This window comes from Sphingobium sp. V4 (genome assembly GCF_029590555.1).
In the GTDB taxonomy this organism is placed as follows: Bacteria; Pseudomonadota; Alphaproteobacteria; order Sphingomonadales; family Sphingomonadaceae; genus Sphingobium.
The window spans coordinates 3,078,937-3,095,534 of sequence record NZ_CP081001.1; the positions used below are offsets into that span (position 1 = coordinate 3,078,937).

Consider the following 16,598-nt stretch of genomic DNA (forward strand, 5'->3'; position numbering starts at 1 on the left):
CTGCGCTGCGCGTCAGCCCACCGATCCTTCGAGAGAAATCCCCAGCAGCTTCTGCGCCTCGACGGCGAACTCCATCGGCAGTTGCTGCAACACCTCCCGCGCGAAGCCGTTGACGATCAGAGAAACCGCGCTTTCCTGATCCAGCCCGCGCTGCATCGCGTAGAACAGCTGATCGTCGCTGATCTTGCTGGTCGTGGCTTCATGCTCGATCTGCGCCGAGGGATTGCGCACCTCGATATAGGGCACGGTATGCGCGCCGCACTGGTCGCCCAGCAGCAGGCTGTCGCACTGGGTGAAGTTGCGCACCCCTTCCGCGCCCGGCGCCACGCGCACCAGCCCGCGATAGGTGTTGTTGCTGCGGCCCGCCGAAATCCCCTTCGACACGATGGTCGAACGCGACCCCTTGCCGTTATGGATCATCTTGGTGCCGGTATCGGCCTGTTGCAGATTGTTGGTCAGCGCCACCGAGTAGAATTCGCCGACGCTGTTCTCGCCGTTCAGCACGCAGGACGGATATTTCCAGGTGATGGCGCTGCCCGTCTCCACCTGGGTCCAGCTGACCTTGCTGTTGCGCCCCTGGCAGAGCGCGCGCTTGGTCACGAAATTATAGATGCCGCCCTTGCCGTCCGCGTCGCCCGGATACCAGTTCTGGACGGTCGAATATTTGATCTCGGCATCATCCAGCGCCACCAGTTCCACGACGGCGGCGTGCAGCTGGTTCTCGTCGCGCATCGGCGCGGTGCAGCCCTCCAGATAGGAAACATAGCTGCCCTCGTCCGCGACGATCAGGGTGCGCTCGAACTGCCCCGTATTCTCCGCATTGATGCGGAAATAGGTGCTCAGTTCCATCGGGCAGCGCACGCCCTTGGGGATGTAGACGAAGGTGCCGTCGGAAAAGACCGCGCAGTTCAAGGTGGCGAAATAATTGTCGTGCATCGGCACGACCTTGCCCAGCCACTTCTTCACGAGGTCGGGATATTCACGCACCGCTTCGCTGATCGAACGGAAGATGACGCCGGCTTCCTCCAGCTCCTTGCGGAAGGTGGTGGCAACGGACACCGAATCGAACACCGCGTCGACCGCGACCTTGCGGCTGCCCTTCACCCCGGCCAGCATTTCCTGTTCGGCGATGGGGATGCCCAGCTTCTGATAGGTCGCCAATATCTCGGGGTCGACCTCGTCCAGCGAATTCAGCTCCGCCTTCTTCTTCGGCTCGGCGTAATAATAGGCGTCCTGATAATCGATCGGCGGGATGTTGAGCTTGGCCCAGTCGGGCGACTCCATCTTCTGCCACATGGCAAAGGCCTTCAGCCGCCATTCCAGCAGCCATTCCGGCTCCTTCTTCTTGGCGGAGATGAAGCGGACCGTGTCCTCGTTCAGCCCCTTGGGCGCGAAATCCTGCTCGATGGCGGACGACCAGCCATGTTCGTAGGTCGATGCGCGCTCGGCCGCGTCATGCGCTTCCTGGTTCCGGATGGTGGTGGTCTCTTCGGTCATGCCATTTCTCGTGTCAGGCTGGCGATGGTGACGCCCGCGAGCGCCTCGCGGATCGCATTGTTCGCCACATTCATGTGCGGGCGCACGCGGCAGTCCTGCTCCAGCGAGCAGTCATGGGCGCCATGGTCGGCGCAGGCCGTCATGGCGATGGGGCCTTCCACCGCCTCCACCACATCGGCCAGCGTGATCGCTGCGGGCGGACGCGACAGCCGCACGCCCCCGCCGGTGCCCCGGCTCGATTCGAGCAGACCGGCGGCCGACAGGCGGCTCACCAGCTTCTGTGCGGTGGGCAGGGGTATGCCGGTTTCGGCCGACAGGGTGGTCGCGTTCATCTTCGGCTGTCGGTCGTGATGCGCCGGATCGAGCCCGGCGTGGCCGCAATGGCGCGCGGCGGCGGACATCAGCACGACCGCATAATCAGCGAAGCTCGACAGTCTCATGTCGTGTCACGCGCCCTTGCAAATTGCGAACCATTCTCAAATCGGACCGATTCCATCCGATTGGGCGCATGTGGTCCGCCAGGCGCAGTTAATCAAGGTATTTCTGCTTGGGGACGCTCAACTCAAACGATTGAGCACCGCCACGTCGCCGCCCAGGGATCGGCGCAGCAGGGTCAGCTGGGCCACGGCCGTCGGCTCGGTCTGCAACTGGTGCGGGGTCAGGCCGATGAAATGCTTGATCTCGCGGATGAAGTGCGACTGGTCATAGAAGCCCGCCTCCTCGCACAATTGCTGCCAGCTGTCGCCGTCCAGGGCGATTCGCGCCGAACAGCGCAGCGCGCGATATTTGCGCGCCAGCAGCTTGGGCGGGGCGCCATAATATTTGTTGGTCAGCCGGGCGAGCTGGCGCGCCGACAGGGACGTGGTTTCCACCAATGTCTCGATCCGCGGCGATCCTTCGTCCATCAGCCAGGCGTCGACCGCCGCCAGCAGCGCCCAGGTCGCCTTGCGCACCGGCTTGACCAGCCGGCCCAGCTCCTTCCAGCACAGGGTTGCCATCTCTTCCGCCTCGGCATCGTCCATGGTCCGCAACCGGTCGAGCAGCGCGGCATGGGCGGGGCCGCGTTCCGCCGCGAGGTCGCACAGGCGATCGGCCAGGGTGCTGGCGTCCCCGCCATGCAGCGACAACCACCCGGCGGGCAACAGCGAGACGCCCAGCACCCGCGCCTGTCCTTCCAGCACGAAGCGGGTCGCCCCCATGGTCGGCCCCAGCAGGCAGACGTCCGGCGTCGCCATCACCCCGCCATCCTGGAAATGATAATCCCCGCCGCCCGCGATCATGAAACGCAGCTGCGGCACGTCGGCGCGGGTGGCGTCGGCATAATGGTCGGCGGTGACGGTGAAGAGGTAGAGCGAACCGAAATAGGCGCGCAGATGTTCGGGCGGCGCGAAGTAACGAAGCCGCACCGGCCCCTGCGCGGCTGCGACCGTGTAGGAAAGCGGTCCCCTTTCGTCCGGCAGAGCGACGTTGCTCCCCGGCTTGCTGGTCTTGTGCAACCCCATATTTTCACCCCAGGCCGCGACTATGCGCCAATTCTGCCGGGACGCAAGCGACAGGATTGAAAAAGCGCATTTTTCATGCCTCTTTTCCCTGCCGAAAAAAATGACCCGGCGGTTCATCACCGCCGGGTCAGGAAAAGGTCTCATCGGCCATTGGCCTAAGAGCCTTCGGGTCGCAAGCTGGGTTTACGCCCGAATCAGTGAAATTTTATTGGATGGATCGGACATTTCTCCGTCCGAAACGGTCTCATTCATGACGTTTCCTGTCATGAAATGTCATAAGCCGACGGCTGTGATGCTTCTGCCACAGTGACTCGACGGACGGTCGCGCCGCTGGCATAGCGCCGCCCCATGTCCTATCGCCTGATCCGCCCCCTTCTCTTCGCGCTCGACGCCGAACGCGCCCATAATCTGTCGATCGCCGCGCTGCGCATGATGCCCACGCCGGCGCCGCTTCGGGCCGATCCGATGCTCGAAACGACGGTGGCGGGCATCCGTTTCCCAAATCCGGTCGGACTGGCGGCGGGCTATGACAAGGATGGCCGGGTCGCGCACAAGATGCATGGCCTGGGCTTCGGTTTCGCCGAGCTGGGCACGCTGACGCCGCTGGCCCAGCCGGGCAATCCGCAGCCGCGCCTGTTCCGACTGGTGGAGGACCGCGCCGTCATCAACCGCTTCGGCTTCAACAATGGAGGTCAGGGCGCTGCGGCCGACCGGATCGCGCGCTATCGCCGTCCGGCGGGGGAGGGGCCGGTGATCGGCATCAATATCGGCGCGAACAAGGATGCGACGGCCGCCGGGCGCGGCATTGCCGACTATGTGACGGGCGTCACCTGCATGGCGCCGCTGGCCGACTATCTGACGGTCAACATCTCCTCCCCCAATACGCCGGGCCTGCGCGCCTTGCAGGGCCGCGCCGCGCTTGACGACCTGCTGGGGGCGGTCATGGCGGCGCGCGGCGGCGACACCACGCCGATCTTCCTGAAAGTCGCCCCCGACCTCGAGCCCGCCGATGTCGAGGATATCGCCGCCGCCTGTGTCGACCATCGGGTCGACGCGCTGATCGTGTCCAACACGACCATCACCCGCCCGGCGCTGCGATCGGCCCATGCGGGGGAGGCAGGCGGCCTGTCCGGCGCGCCGCTGACCGACCTGTCGCACGCACGGCTCCGGGATTTCCGCCGTCTTCTGGGGACGCGACTGCCGCTGATCGGCGTCGGCGGCATCGCCACCGGCGGCCAGGCCTATGCCCGCATCCGCGCCGGGGCGTCGCTGGTTCAGCTCTACAGCGCGCTGGTCTATGAAGGCCCCTATCTCGCGAAGCGCATCAATGCCGAGCTGAAGGCGCTGATGGCGCGCGATGGCGTCAGCGGCATCGCCGATCTGGTCGGCGTCGACGCCTGAAGCCCGCGCTGATCGGGTCTGCCGGTCATAACCCCGGTCTATCATGGGGTTGCGAAGCGCCGTCGCGGCGATAGGGTGCCGGCCATGACCTCCCGCCTGAACGGCCTGCTGGCCCCCTTCGCCCTCATTGCCCTGCTCCCTGCCGCCGCCGCTTCCGCGCGTGATCCGGTATCGACCAACGCCACCGTCTCGGCCGCCGACCCGCGCGCCGCGCAGGCGGGGCAGGAAATCCTGCGCAAGGGCGGCAGTGCGACGGACGCGGCGATCGCCATGATGCTGGCGCTCAACGTCGTGGAGCCGCACAATAGCGGCATCGGCGGCGGTGGGTTCCTGATGCACCATGACGGCGCGACCGGCCTGCTGGAATCGATCGACGGCCGCGAAACCGCCCCCGCCGCCGCGCGGCCCGACCGCTTCATCGGTCCCGACGGCCAGGTGATGCCGTTCCGCCAGGCCTGGCCGGGCGGCTATTCGGTCGGCGTGCCGGGCAATCTGCGGCTCGCCTGGGACGCGCACCGGAAATGGGGCAAGCTGCCCTGGGCCGACCTGTTCCAGCCCGCGATCCGCTACGCCGAGGAAGGCTTCGAGGTGCGCGAGCGGCTCGACACCGCCATGCGCGCGGTCGCCGCCGTGTGGGCCGACTTCCCCGACATTCAGTCTTATTTCTGGATCGACGGCAAGCCCGCGCCCAAGGGCACGATCCTCAAGAACCCGGCGCTCGCTGCCCTGTTCAGGCGGGTCGCGGCGGAGGGGCCGGACGCCTTCTACACCGGGGAGAACGCCAGGCTGCTCGCCGCCGCCGTCACCAACGCGCCGAAAAATCCGGTGCCGATGACGGAAGCGGACATCGCCGCCTATCAGGCGAAGCCGCGCAAGCCCGTCTGCGGCAAATATCGCGTCTATACGGTGTGCGGCATGGGGCCGGTGTCGTCGGGCGGCGTCACCGTGCTGGAAATTCTCGGCATGGTGGAGCGCTTCCCGCTCGCCCAATGGGGCAAGGACGATCCGCGCTCCTGGCATGTGATCGGCGAAGCGATGCAGCTCGCCTATGCCGATCGCGACACCTGGCTCGGCGATCCCGATTTCGTCCCGGTGCCGGTCAGCGGCATGATCGACCCGGCCTATCTCCGGCAGCGATCCTCGCTGATCCGCCTCAACAAGGCGCTGACCGCCTACACACCCGGCACGCCGCCCGGCGCGCAGCCGCGCACCACCTCTCTGCCCCAGCCCGAAAGCGGCACCAGCCATTTCGTCGCCGTGGATCATGACGGTGACATCGCCGCCTGGACCTCCACCATCGAAAGCTTCTTCGGCAGCCAGCTGGTGGCGAACGGCGTCATCCTCAACAATGAGCTGACCGATTTCAGCCTGACCCCGGAAAAGGACGGCAAGCCCGTCGCCAATCGGGTGGAACCGGGCAAGCGGCCGCTCTCCTCCATGTCGCCGACGATCGTCTATGATGACAAGGGCACTCCCATCTTCACCGTGGGCGCGGCGGGCGGCAAGACCATCATCATGCAGGTGGCCAAGGCCCTGATCGCCCATTTCGACTGGGGCCTGTCGGCGCAGGATGCGATCGCCCACGGCCTGATCTTCTTCAACGGCGACGGGCTGGTGCTGGAACAGGGCACCTCGCTTGAGGCGATGAAGGCGCCGCTGGAAAAGCTGGGCCACCGCGTGACCGTCAGCCGCCTCGGCCTCAAGGCCAATGCGGCGGAGCGCATGGCGGACGGTCGCTGGGTCGGCGCCGCCGATCCGCGCAGCCCCGGCGTATCGTTGCAGGAATGATTTTCGGGATGACGAACTGATCTGGCTCGATAATATTCAGCCAGAAAGGGCGGCCTTGCGAGCCGCCCTTTTCCGTTTCCGCTTACTTCTTCGCCGCGAACCAGGCGGCGAGCGGCGCCTTCAGCCGGCCGCGCGTCTCGATCCGCGTCTTGATCGCGGCGATCGACCGGTCGACCACCTTGCGCGATTCGGGCGTCAGATATTGGGTGGCATAGGCGTCCAGCTTCGTCACCATCGCCGGGTCAGCCGATCCGCCGCCCAGTCGGGCAAGCGCCTGGCTGCGCGCCGACACGTCGATCAGCGCCTCATATTGCGCGCGGTGCGCCAGCACATAGTCCACCGCCAGCATCGGATGCTCTGCGCCGACCTGGCTGATGATCGCGGCGCTGGTGGTCTTGCCCGGCTCGTCGGTAAGCGCAAGGTCGAGCGCCTGCGCGCCCAGCTTCGCGTCCTTCGCTCCGCCCAGCAGCGCATAGAGGCTGCTCTTCTCCAGGTCGGTCTTCGCGCCCTTCGCCATGGCGCGCAGCCTGTCCCAGGTCGCCTGGTCGGCATTCTTCGCGATGATCGCCAGCCAGACATTGCGCAGCGGCCCGTCGAGCGCGGCGGGATCGGTCGCCAGCGCGGCGAAGCGGCGATTGGCTTCGGCCACCACCGCCTTGTCGCCCATGTCGCCCAGCGTCGACACCAGCGCCGATCGCAGCACCGGCGCCTGCGGGCCTTCCCCGGCCTTCGCGTCATAGCCGATCGACGACAGCACCGGGCCGAGCTTGGCCGAGGCATAGGCCGCGACCCGCGCCTGCGCTGCCGGGTCGCTTTCCAGCATGTCATGCGCGCTGCCCAGATAGCCGGGCACTTCGGCCAGCACGGCCGGGCTGGCCGATGCCGGCACCGCGTCCACCAGGTCGAGCGCCAGTCCGATCGGCTGGTATCCGCCGAGGCCCAGCTGGAAATTGTCCGCCAGCAGCCCGGTCTGGTCGATGCTGGCGAGCTTGGTGAAGTCCCTGGCCAGCGCCTTCACATCGGCCTGCGGATAGAGCGAGCGATAATAGCCCGTCTGCCCAGCATTGACGACATAGGCGCCGCAGCCCGGCAGCGTCATCTGCCCCTTGCCCTGGAGGATCAGCCGCTGCGCCGTGCCGCCCACGGTCTGCGCCATCACCGGCACGTTCCACGACAGCGGCGCCTTGTCCTTATTGTCGCGGCTGAACTCGCTCTGGCTCAGCGTCAGCAGCATATTGCCGCCCTGGCACTGGGCGCTCTCCACCTTGACCAGCGGGATGCCGGGCTTGCTGGTGAAGTCATGCGCGATCGACACCAGCCCCTTGGCGCCGGCGCCCTCGACCGCCTTCCACAGGTCGTCGGTGACGGTGTTGCCATAGGCGTGCGCCTTCATATAGCTGCGGATGCCGTTCTTCCACGTCTCCTCGCCGGCATAGCCTTCCAGCATGGTGATGACGGCCTCGCCCTTCTGGTAGGTGATGGCGTCGAACGCCTGGTTCACCTGGTCGACGGTCGTGATCTTCTGCACCACGGGGTGGGTGGTAGCGAGCGAATCGAGGCTCATCGCCGCCTCGCGCCCGTCGACGCGGGTCAGCAGCATCTCCCATTGCGGTTGCAGCTTGTCGCTCACCTTGGTCGCCATCCAGCTGGCGAAGCCCTCGTTCAGCCACAGATCATCCCACCAGGCCATGGTGACGAGGTCGCCGAACCACTGGTGCGCCATTTCATGCGCGACCGTTTCGTAGATGCGGCGCTTGGTCGCTTCGGACGTGAAGCGCGGGTCGACCAGCAGCGCGCGCTCGAAAGTGAAGATCGCGCCCCAATTCTCCATCGCGCTGAAGAACTGGCTCTGGCCCGGCCCGGCCACATTGTCGAGCTTGGGCAGGGGGTAGGGGGTGCCGAAATAATCGTTGAACCAGGGCAGGATCGCGGCGGACGCATCCAGTGCCAGCCGGGCCTTGCCCGTATTGCCCTTGCCGGTGATGACGCCGACTTCGGTCGCGCCCGACATCTTGGTCGCGCGCTCCAGTTCGCCCAGGCCGAAGAAGAGCAGGTAGGAGGACATTTTGGGGGACGTGCCGAAGGTCACGCGCGTCTTGCCGCCGCCCAGATCGGTCGAGGACTTGACCGGCATGTTGCCGACCGCCAGCTCGCCGGTGGGGATGACGGCGGAGAGGTCGAACGTGGCCTTGTAGCTCGGCTCGTCCCAGCTCGGCACGAAGCGGCGGGCGTCGGGCGCCTCGAACTGGGTGAAGAGCGCGCGCTTCGCCGCGCCCGCATTGTCGGTATAGTCGAGCGCGAACAGGCCGTTCGCCTGCTGGTTGATGATGCCGCCATAGACGATGTCCAGCCGGTACGCGCCGGGCGCGATCGGTTTGCCGAAGTCCATCGTCACGGTCTGCGCTTCTGCATCGACCTTCGCGCTGCCCTTGATCGGCTTGCCCTTCGCCGGGGTCAGCATGACCGAGGAGATGGTCAGGTCGGCGGCGTTCAGCACCAGCGCGGGCAGTTGCTGGCTGACGGTGACGTCGATCGCCGCCTTGCCGGTGAATTTCAGGTTCGCCGCATCGGGCGTCACTTCGATCGCATAATGGCTGGGCGCCGCGCCGCGCGGCAGCTGGGTGGTGATGCCGGCGCCGGGGCCGGCGGGCGCGGTGCCCTGGGCCAGCGCGGGGGTGGCCAGGGCCAGCGGGGCGGCCGCGATCAGCAGCGGCAGGATTTTCTGGAAGGACATAGGCTTTGGGACTCCGACACGTCTGGTGCGCTACGATACACTATCTCGCGCGCGATGAACGCGGGATCAACCGTTTCGCCCCACCGGTCAAGCGATGGGCATCGGCGCCAATGTCGTTGGTCGAACCCTGTTGCCCGTTCGTCAAACAGGCGACGCGGATGCCGGACCCCCTAGATTCCAACGTCACCCCCGCCTGGAGCCCGGGTTCCGCTTCTTCAGGGGGAAGGGTCAGTCTTGACGCCTGCGACGGGGGGTCATCCCCGCCCGCGATAGCCCGGCACATCCTGCGGCGGCAGCCACAGGCCCGCGGGCGGCTCGCCCGATTGCCAGAACACGTCGATCGGGATGCCGCCGCGCGGATACCAATAGCCGCCGATCCGCAGCCAGAGGGGCTGCATCTCTTCGAACAGCCGCTCGCCGATGCCCACGGTGCAATCCTCGTGGAAGGCGGCATGGTTGCGGAAGGCGCCCAGGAACAGTTTCAATGACTTCGATTCGACGATCGTCGCGCCGGGCGCATAGTCGATCACCAGATGGGCGAAGTCGGGCTGCCCTGTCACCGGGCAGAGCGAGGTGAATTCGGGCGCGGTGAAGCGCACCAGATAGGGTTTGCCGGGCCGCGGATTGGGCACATAATCCAGCACCGCGTCTTCCGGCCGGGCGGGCAGCGCGCTGGTCTGGCCCAGATGCAGGGTCAGATGCGGGGGTTGTGTGGGAAGGTCAGTCATGCCGCGCCATCTACGCCATCGCACGCCTGATGTCATCGGTCGGCATCATTCACTTGCGGTTCATCGACGCTTGTGCCTTGGCAGCGCCATGGGGATCCTTGTTCGTCCGTTGCTTTTCGCCGCGCCGCTGATGCTGGCCGCGCCCGTCCATGCCCAGCAGACGCCGGAGCCGACCCCCGGCTTCCAGCTGCCCCCGACCGGCACCGCGCCTGCACCCGATCCCGACCGCCAGGGGCCGGAATTGGACGTCTATCGCGATCAGCCGCGCAGCGCGCCGCCCGTGGTTGCGCCGACGGTCGTCGCCCCGCCTGTTCCGGTAAGGTCCGCGCCGACGCCCACCCCGACGCCCGCGCGCCCCGCGCCCGAACAGCCCAGCGCCGCGCCGCCGCCCCGGCGCGAGGCGCCCGCGCCCGTTCAGCCGACGCCGGCCCAGGCGGAGCCGACTAGACCCGCCGGATCGGCGGACGATGCGGCGCCGCCCGCCGCGCCGTCGCAGCCGCTTCCCACGCCTGCCGCCAATGCGGTGGAGGCGCCTGAACCGGCTGCGCCCGCACCCGTCGCGGCGGAATCGGGGAGCAACCTGCCCTGGATCATCGGCGGCCTGGTCGCGCTCCTCGCGCTCGCGGCCTTCCTGCTGCTGCGTCGCCGCCGCCCGGTGGAAGAAGTGGAAGAGGTGTTTGTCCAGCCGGCGCCCTTGCCCGCCGACCTCCCGCCGTCCGCTCCGGAACCGATCGCAGCGCCCGCGCCGGTGGAGGCCGCGCGCCCGCCCATATCGGCCACGATGCCCTCGACTCCCACGGCGCCCGACCCGGCCCCCGCAGCCGCAGCGCTCGCGGCCGATCCGGTCGCTGAACCGCGCGCCGCGTCGGCCACTGCCGCCGCCGAACGCCCCTGGCTCGACATGGACATGGCGGTCAGCCAGGCGCGCTATTCGCTGATGGGCCTCACCATCGCCTACAGCCTCATCCTCCACAATCGCGGCGACCGCGCGGCGCAGGACGTCCTGATCCGCGGCGTCGTCGGCAATGCCGGCGCGCAGCAGCAGGCGCTGCTCCAGGGCTTCTTCTCCGGGCAGGACGGCTTGCCGCTGCACAGCGCGGTCTCGATCGCGCCGGGCGAGACGCGCCAGCTGACCGGCGAACTGCGCCTGTCGCCGGACCAGATCGTACCGGTGGAGATGGGCCAGCGCAGCCTGCTCATCCCGCTCGCCGCCTTCGACCTGGCCTATCGCTGGGAATCGCCGGAGGGCGAGCCGATGGGCCATGGCCGCACCGCCCGCGCCTTCATCGTCGGCCAGGAACAGGAACCGCCCGCCGATCGCCTCGCGCCGCTGCGCCTCGACCAGGGGCCGCGCCAATATCGCCGTCCCGCCGCGCGCGCGGCGGCCGAACTGGCACCGGCCTGACGCCTTGGAGCCGTCCAGGCTGAGCGTGTCGAATTCCTTGCTGTCTTCAGAAGAAAGAGGAATGTCGCTGGCTGTCGCCGCCCCTCGGGTCGACAGGCTCGGGCCGAACGGATTATAGCCTTTCTCGACGCCTTCGACGACACCGAGGGACGCTGAAGGGAGCCGCATGACCATCTTCGTTTCCACCGACTGGCTTGCGGGCGAACTCGGCAGGCCCGATCTCGTCATCCTGGACGCCAGCCTCTTCCTGCCCGGCACCCCGCGCGACCCGCGCGCCGAATATGCGGCGGCCCATATCCCCGGCGCCGCCTATCTCGACCTGCCCGGCCTTAGCGATCCCGACGATCCGACGCCCGGCATGTTGCCGCCCGACGCCATGATGACACGGCATATGCAGGCGCTGGGCGTCAATGCCGACAGCCGCATCATCGTCTATGACAACAGCCCGACCCACAGCGCCGCGCGCGGCTGGTGGATGATGCGCGTCTATGGTCTCGGCGCCGACCAAGGCATGAGCGCCGCGATCCTCGACGGCGGCCTGCCCAAATGGATCGCGGAAGGCCGCCCGGTCGAAAGCGGCGTCCCGGCCCCCGCGCCCGGCAACGCGATCGCCCGGCTCGATCGCGCGCAGGTCCGCACAAAGGCCGACATTCTCGCCAATCTCGACAGCGGGGAGGCCCAGTTGCTCGACGCGCGCGGCGCGGGCCGCTTCACCGGCGCGGAGGCCGAACCGCGGCCCGGCATGGCGTCCGGCCATATTCCCGGCAGCCGCAACATTCCCTCCTCCGCCTTCTTCACCGCTGGCCATGTCATGAAGCAGGGCGATGAACTGCGCCGTCTGTTCTTGGAAGCGGGCACCGATTTCGGCCGGCCGATCATCACCACCTGCGGCAGCGGGGTGACGGCGGCGATCATCCTCGCCGGCCTCGAATCGCTCGGCAAGACCGACGTCAGCCTCTATGATGGCAGCTGGTCCGAATGGGGCTTCGACCCCGCCACGCCCAAGGCCACGGGCGCCGCATGACGGACGATCGGCGCAAGCCCCTCACCAAACTCGCCCAGGCCGGCCGCAAGCCCGAATGGACCGGGATGCCGGGGCAACCCGGCGGCATCGTCAGCCCGCCGGTCTGGCGCGCCTCGACCATCCTCTATGACGATGTCGCCCATTTGCGGCAGGCGGCGGGCCGCAGCACCCATGAACGCCTCTTCTACGGGCGGAAGGGCACGCCGACCGCCTGGTCCTTGGCCGACGCGCTCACCGAAATGGAGCCGGGGGCGGAGGGGACGATGCTCTTCCCCTCGGGCGTGGCGGCGATCGCCTGCGCGCTGATGGCGGTGCTCAAGCCCGGCGACCGGCTGCTGATGGTCGACAGCGCCTATGACCCGACCCGCAATTTCTGCGACCATCTGCTGAAAAGTTACGGTATCGAAACGATCTATTATGATCCCGCGACTGTCCAGTTCGATGTCCATCTTGCGTCTGGGCCGATCCGGGCGATCTTTCTGGAAAGTCCCGGCAGCCTGACCTTCGAGGTGCAGGACATTCCCGCCATCACCGCCTGGGCCAGGGCGAACGGGGTCGTGACCCTGCTCGACAATACCTGGGCGACGCCGCTCTATTTCCCGGCCATGGCCCATGGCGTGGACATCTCGATCCTTGCCTGCACCAAATATATCGTCGGTCATTCGGACGTGATGATGGGCAGCGTCACCGCCACCTCCGGCTGGTTCGCGAAGCTGCGCCAGACCGCCTATCTGTTCGGCCAGATGACCAGCCCCGACGATGCCTGGCTGGCCTCGCGCGGGCTGCGCACGCTCGGCATCCGGCTGCAACAGCATCAGGACAGCGCGCTCGCCATCGCCCGCTGGCTGAAGGACCAGCCGGACGTCGCCCGCGTGCTGCATCCCGCGCTGCCCGACTGTCCTGGCCATGCCCAGTGGCAACGCGATTTCAGCGGCTCCACCGGCCTCTTCAGCTTCATCCTGCGGGGCGGGGACGAAACGGCGCGCGCCGCCCTCATCGACGGCCTCGCCCATTTCGGCATCGGCTACAGCTGGGGCGGCTTTGAAAGTCTCGCCCTCCCGGTCGATCCGGCCCGCTACCGCAGCGCCACAAGCTGGCAGGCGGAAGGCCCGGTGGTCCGCCTCCATATCGGCCTCGAAGACCCGGCGGACCTGATCGCGGACCTTGATGCCGGCCTTGCCCGCTTCCGCGCGGCGCGCGACGGGGGCTGACGCGATGATGCCGGGCCTGGCCGATCTTCTGCGCCGACTGCCCGGCGATCCCGACATCGTCCAGCCGCTTCTGGCGCTGGCGCTCGCCCTCCTGCTCTACGCCGCCGCCTGGGGCCTTGCCCGGTCGATCGCACCGCGCCTGCGCCGCAGCCTGCCGCCGCTGGGCGATGCGCTGGCCGGCCATGTCCGCGCCATCACCCGCCATGGCATCGCCGCGCTGCTGCTGGCGCTGGGCCTCGTCTTCTTCCCGACCGGCTCGCTCGGGCACCTGGTCATGGGCGTCGCACTGGGCGCAGTGGTTGCGCTGCTCGCCACCCATGTGCTGCGCGGCCTCGCCATCCCGCGCTGGGCCGTCGCGCCGCTCGCGCTCATCCTCTTCATCCTGATCGTGTCGGGCAGCGGCGGCGGGATCGCGCCGGTGGGCGAGATGCTGGACCGGGTGGGCATCAATCTCGGCAAGCGGCGCATCACCCTGCTCGGCCTGTTGTCGATCGCCGCCACCTGCGTCGCGCTGTTCGCCGCCGTGCGCCTCGCCAATCGCGTCATCGGCCGCTCGATCCAGAAGACCGACGGGTTCGACCCGACCCAGAAGCTGCTGGCGCAGAAACTTGCCACGATCGTCGTGGTGGTCGCCGCCTTCTTCATCGGCATCGACCTGCTCTCGATCGATCTCACCGCCTTCGCCGTCTTTTCCGGCGCGCTCGGCCTCGCCATCGGTTTCGGCCTGCAAAAGACCTTCGGCAACCTGATCGCCGGCATCATCCTGCTGATGGACCGGTCGATCAAGCCGGGGGACGTCATCGTCGTCGGCGACAGTTTCGGCTGGGTCAACAAGATCGGCGTGCGCGCCGTCTCCGTCATCACCCGCGACGGCAAGGAACATCTGATTCCCAACGAGAATCTGATGACCCAGGAGGTGGAGAACTGGTCCTATTCCGACCGCAACGTCCGCGTCCGCATCCCCGTCGGCATCAGCTTCGACAGCGATCTCACGCTCGCCCAGCAACTGATGCTCCAGGCGGCGCAGGACAGCCCGCGCGTGCTGCGCAATCCCAAGCCCAATGTCTGGCTCACCGGCTTCGGCGAAAGCCGCGTGGAGCATGACATCCTCGTCTGGATCAGCGATCCCGAAGGTGGCGTGGGCAATGTGAAGTCCGACGTTCTGGGCCGCGTGTGGCATCTGTTCCGCGACAATGGCATCACCATCCCCTATCCGCAGCGGGTCGTCCACCGGCCGCCCGACACTCCGTGACATAACGGAGTCGCGCTCGCCGCCGCGCGTGACTATATCGGGGCCATGTCGCCCATTTCCCTCCTGCTGGTCTTCGTCGTCACCGTCGCTGCGATGGAAGGCTTCGCCTATGTCATGCACCGCTGGGTCATGCACGGACCAGGCTGGTTCCTGCACGCCAGCCATCATCGCCCCCGGACCGGGTGGTTCGAGGCCAATGATCTCTATTTCGTGATCTTCGCCCTGCCGTCCATCCTGCTGCTGCTGGGCGGGGTGCAGTGGGGCTGGGGCGACTGGGCGACGGCGTGCGGCGCGGGGATCGCCGCCTATGGCGCCATCTATCTGGGATTCCACGACATCATCGTCCACCAGCGGGTCAGGCATCGCTATGTCGCCCGCTCGCGCTACATGAAGCGCATCGTCCAGGCCCACCGCCTGCACCATGCCGTGGAGACGAAGGCGGGGACGGTCAGCTTCGGCTTCCTGGTCGCGCCCCATCCCGCCGCGCTCAAGCGCGAACTGGCCCGCCGCCATCGCGCCGGGGTGCGCGCGCCGGCTACTTCGGCAGATCCAGCCCTGCGACATTGAAGCGGAAGGGCGTCGTCTCGTCCTTCGGCCCGGTCGCCAGGTCGATCGTCACGGCCCGCGACGCCGCGATCATCTCATAGGCTTTCTGCGACGGCGGGATCTCGATCCCGTCATCGCTTGTGGTCAGCCGGCCCTTCCAGCGGTGCGGCTTGCCGTCGTCGCCCGTCGCGTCGACGGCGCAATCCGACATGTCGCAGCGGAAGGGCGCCCCGACCAGCTTCACCGTCACGATCTTCTCGCCATTGCTCATCGGCTGGACCAGCAGGACGGAAAAGGTGTCGGACGCGGTCATGGTCTGCACGGCGTTGGTGCTGCCGATATAGGCCAGCTTCGCCTTGGCGCCCGGCCCGCCTTCATATTTCCAGACCTGGCCGATCTGGTCGCGCTGGGTCGGCCCTTCCGTCTTTTCACCGGACGAGCAGGCTCCCAGCAGGCCGATCATGGCCAGGGCGATGATGTGACGCATGGTCTCTGTCTCCTTGTCGAAGGAGAAGAACGCACCGGCCGTGAAGTCGGTTTCAGCTGTAGCGGGCAGCGGTCTCGCGGATCAGCGCGATCATGTTGGGGATGCCCTGGGTCCGGTTGGAACTCAGCTGGTTGCGAAGGTCGAAGGGCGCCAGCGCCGCTTCGATGTCGGTCGCGGCGATCTCCGCCGGGGCGCGATCCTGCACCGTCAGCAGCACCAGCGCGATGATCCCCTTGGTGATCGCGGCATTACTGTCCGCCAGGAAATGCAGCCTGCCATCCGCCAGCACCGTGGGATAGACCCATACCGCCGCCGAGCAGCCGCGCACCAGCGTCGCGTCGGTCTTGAGCGCGTCGGGCATCGGCTCCAGCGCCCGCCCCAGGTCGATCAGCAGACGATAGCGGTCGTCCGCGTCGAGAAAGGCATAGTCGTCCTGGAGATCGGCAAGGTCGGTCATGGCCGCTCATATAGGCGGATATGCGCGGGGTGGAAGCCCAAACCTATCCCAGCATCCGCCGCAATATATCGTCCTTCAGCACGAAATGGTGGCGCAGCGCCGCGCCGACATGCAGCGCGATCAGCACCACCCACAGCCAGGGCAGCAGTTCATGCGCCTCGCTCGACACGCCCACGATCGCATCGCCCTTCGCCACCGCGAATTTGGGCACGTCGAACAGGAAGAACCAGTTGAGCGGCCGCGTTCCGGCCGACGTCATGACCCATCCCGACAGCGGCAGGATCAGCATCAGCGCATAGAAGGCGACATGGGTCAGGTGGGCCGCGCCCTTCTCCCATCCGGGCATCGCCGCCGGCAGCGGGGGCGTCCGGTGGGTGAGGCGCCAGCCGATCCGCACCAGCGTCAGCGCCAGCACGGTCAGGCCGATCGACTTGTGGACCGGCATGACCGCCCAGTCCTTGGGCAGCGCGTCATGGGCGAAGCCCAGCCCCAGATTGAGTAGTATCAGGACGGCGATGGCCCAGTGCAGGGCGCGGGCGACAGACGTGTATCGGACCAAGGGCTGC

15 protein-coding genes are annotated in these 16,598 nt (G+C 67.4%); 7 read left to right on the plus strand and 8 right to left on the minus strand.

The features are described from left to right. Window positions 1-12: 12 nt before the first annotated feature. The 3 genes from sufB to K3M67_RS15285 all read right to left on the minus strand — a co-directional run bounded on the left by sufB (window position 13) and on the right by K3M67_RS15285 (window position 2,999). A complete protein-coding gene (sufB, locus tag K3M67_RS15275; RefSeq protein WP_066864915.1) occupies window positions 13-1,497 on the minus strand; it encodes a Fe-S cluster assembly protein SufB in 1,485 nt (494 codons plus the stop codon). Continuing rightward, a complete protein-coding gene (locus K3M67_RS15280) occupies window positions 1,494-1,937 on the minus strand; it encodes an RrF2 family transcriptional regulator (protein ID WP_066864912.1) in 444 nt (147 codons plus the stop codon). The genes sufB and K3M67_RS15280 overlap by 4 nt, the downstream gene beginning before the upstream one ends. Before the next feature lie 117 nt (window positions 1,938-2,054). Beyond that, complete coding sequence (locus K3M67_RS15285; RefSeq protein WP_066865327.1) at window positions 2,055-2,999, minus strand: helix-turn-helix domain-containing protein; 945 nt, start codon at window positions 2,997-2,999, stop codon at window positions 2,055-2,057. 348 nt (window positions 3,000-3,347) lie between these two features. Here K3M67_RS15285 and K3M67_RS15290 point away from each other — a divergent pair, with 348 nt between their 5' ends. Both K3M67_RS15290 and ggt read left to right on the plus strand, forming a co-directional pair. Beyond that, window positions 3,348-4,400, plus strand: a complete 1,053-nt coding sequence (locus K3M67_RS15290; protein WP_066864909.1) for a quinone-dependent dihydroorotate dehydrogenase — start codon at window positions 3,348-3,350, stop codon at window positions 4,398-4,400. An 84-nt stretch (window positions 4,401-4,484) separates the two neighbouring features. Next, window positions 4,485-6,188: a gamma-glutamyltransferase gene (gene ggt / locus K3M67_RS15295; RefSeq protein ID WP_066864906.1), complete on the plus strand. Its 1,704-nt coding sequence runs from the start codon at window positions 4,485-4,487 to the stop codon at window positions 6,186-6,188. An 82-nt stretch (window positions 6,189-6,270) separates the two neighbouring features. Here ggt and K3M67_RS15300 read toward each other — a convergent pair whose 3' ends face one another. Both K3M67_RS15300 and queF read right to left on the minus strand, forming a co-directional pair. Next, window positions 6,271-8,922 carry a M1 family metallopeptidase gene (locus tag K3M67_RS15300; protein ID WP_285831901.1) on the minus strand — a complete coding sequence of 884 codons (2,652 nt, stop codon included), beginning with the start codon at window positions 8,920-8,922 and terminating at the stop codon, window positions 6,271-6,273. A 254-nt stretch (window positions 8,923-9,176) separates the two neighbouring features. Continuing rightward, window positions 9,177-9,650, minus strand: coding sequence for a preQ(1) synthase (gene queF, locus K3M67_RS15305; RefSeq protein ID WP_066864901.1), 474 nt, complete (start codon window positions 9,648-9,650; stop codon window positions 9,177-9,179). An 88-nt stretch (window positions 9,651-9,738) separates the two neighbouring features. Here queF and K3M67_RS15310 point away from each other — a divergent pair, with 88 nt between their 5' ends. From K3M67_RS15310 to K3M67_RS15330, 5 genes are all read left to right on the plus strand, one after another. Beyond that, window positions 9,739-11,055 carry a hypothetical protein gene (locus tag K3M67_RS15310; protein ID WP_285831902.1) on the plus strand — a complete coding sequence of 439 codons (1,317 nt, stop codon included), beginning with the start codon at window positions 9,739-9,741 and terminating at the stop codon, window positions 11,053-11,055. A 166-nt stretch (window positions 11,056-11,221) separates the two neighbouring features. Then, window positions 11,222-12,079 (plus strand): 3-mercaptopyruvate sulfurtransferase, encoded by an 858-nt coding sequence (gene sseA, locus K3M67_RS15315; protein ID WP_285831903.1) that lies wholly within the window; start codon window positions 11,222-11,224, stop codon window positions 12,077-12,079. Further along, window positions 12,076-13,290, plus strand: a complete 1,215-nt coding sequence (gene metC / locus K3M67_RS15320) for a cystathionine beta-lyase (RefSeq protein WP_285831904.1) — start codon at window positions 12,076-12,078, stop codon at window positions 13,288-13,290. The genes sseA and metC overlap by 4 nt, the downstream gene beginning before the upstream one ends. Before the next feature lie 4 nt (window positions 13,291-13,294). Next, window positions 13,295-14,542: a mechanosensitive ion channel family protein gene (locus K3M67_RS15325; RefSeq protein ID WP_285831905.1), complete on the plus strand. Its 1,248-nt coding sequence runs from the start codon at window positions 13,295-13,297 to the stop codon at window positions 14,540-14,542. 45 nt (window positions 14,543-14,587) lie between these two features. Then, window positions 14,588-15,109: a sterol desaturase family protein gene (locus K3M67_RS15330; RefSeq protein ID WP_066864892.1), complete on the plus strand. Its 522-nt coding sequence runs from the start codon at window positions 14,588-14,590 to the stop codon at window positions 15,107-15,109. On the opposite strand, the gene K3M67_RS15335 is transcribed toward K3M67_RS15330, so the two are convergent. From K3M67_RS15335 to K3M67_RS15345, 3 genes are read right to left on the minus strand one after another with little or no spacing between them, the layout of a single operon-like run. Next, window positions 15,078-15,575, minus strand: coding sequence for a hypothetical protein (locus K3M67_RS15335; RefSeq protein WP_285831906.1), 498 nt, complete (start codon window positions 15,573-15,575; stop codon window positions 15,078-15,080). The genes K3M67_RS15330 and K3M67_RS15335 overlap by 32 nt on opposite strands. 52 nt (window positions 15,576-15,627) lie before the next feature. Beyond that, complete coding sequence (locus K3M67_RS15340; protein ID WP_066864886.1) at window positions 15,628-16,032, minus strand: SufE family protein; 405 nt, start codon at window positions 16,030-16,032, stop codon at window positions 15,628-15,630. Window positions 16,033-16,075: 43 nt separating this feature from the next. Next, on the minus strand, window positions 16,076-16,591 hold the full coding sequence (locus K3M67_RS15345; protein ID WP_066864883.1) for a cytochrome b: 516 nt from the start codon (window positions 16,589-16,591) through the stop codon (window positions 16,076-16,078). Between the last annotated feature and the right edge of the window lie 7 nt (window positions 16,592-16,598).

Coding starts and splice junctions, on each gene's coding strand:
- K3M67_RS15300 (WP_285831901.1), bottom strand. CDS start 8,922: ATGTCCTTCCAGAAAATCCTGCCGCTGCTGATCGCGGCCGCCCCGCTG.
- queF (WP_066864901.1), bottom strand. CDS start 9,650: ATGACTGACCTTCCCACACAACCCCCGCATCTGACCCTGCATCTGGGC.
- K3M67_RS15310 (WP_285831902.1), top strand. CDS start 9,739: ATGGGGATCCTTGTTCGTCCGTTGCTTTTCGCCGCGCCGCTGATGCTG.
- K3M67_RS15335 (WP_285831906.1), bottom strand. CDS start 15,575: ATGCGTCACATCATCGCCCTGGCCATGATCGGCCTGCTGGGAGCCTGC.
- K3M67_RS15280 (WP_066864912.1), bottom strand. CDS start 1,937: ATGAGACTGTCGAGCTTCGCTGATTATGCGGTCGTGCTGATGTCCGCC.
- sseA (WP_285831903.1), top strand. CDS start 11,222: ATGACCATCTTCGTTTCCACCGACTGGCTTGCGGGCGAACTCGGCAGG.
- sufB (WP_066864915.1), bottom strand. CDS start 1,497: ATGACCGAAGAGACCACCACCATCCGGAACCAGGAAGCGCATGACGCG.
- K3M67_RS15290 (WP_066864909.1), top strand. CDS start 3,348: ATGTCCTATCGCCTGATCCGCCCCCTTCTCTTCGCGCTCGACGCCGAA.
- ggt (WP_066864906.1), top strand. CDS start 4,485: ATGACCTCCCGCCTGAACGGCCTGCTGGCCCCCTTCGCCCTCATTGCC.
- K3M67_RS15325 (WP_285831905.1), top strand. CDS start 13,295: ATGATGCCGGGCCTGGCCGATCTTCTGCGCCGACTGCCCGGCGATCCC.
- metC (WP_285831904.1), top strand. CDS start 12,076: ATGACGGACGATCGGCGCAAGCCCCTCACCAAACTCGCCCAGGCCGGC.
- K3M67_RS15340 (WP_066864886.1), bottom strand. CDS start 16,032: ATGACCGACCTTGCCGATCTCCAGGACGACTATGCCTTTCTCGACGCG.
- K3M67_RS15285 (WP_066865327.1), bottom strand. CDS start 2,999: ATGGGGTTGCACAAGACCAGCAAGCCGGGGAGCAACGTCGCTCTGCCG.
- K3M67_RS15330 (WP_066864892.1), top strand. CDS start 14,588: ATGTCGCCCATTTCCCTCCTGCTGGTCTTCGTCGTCACCGTCGCTGCG.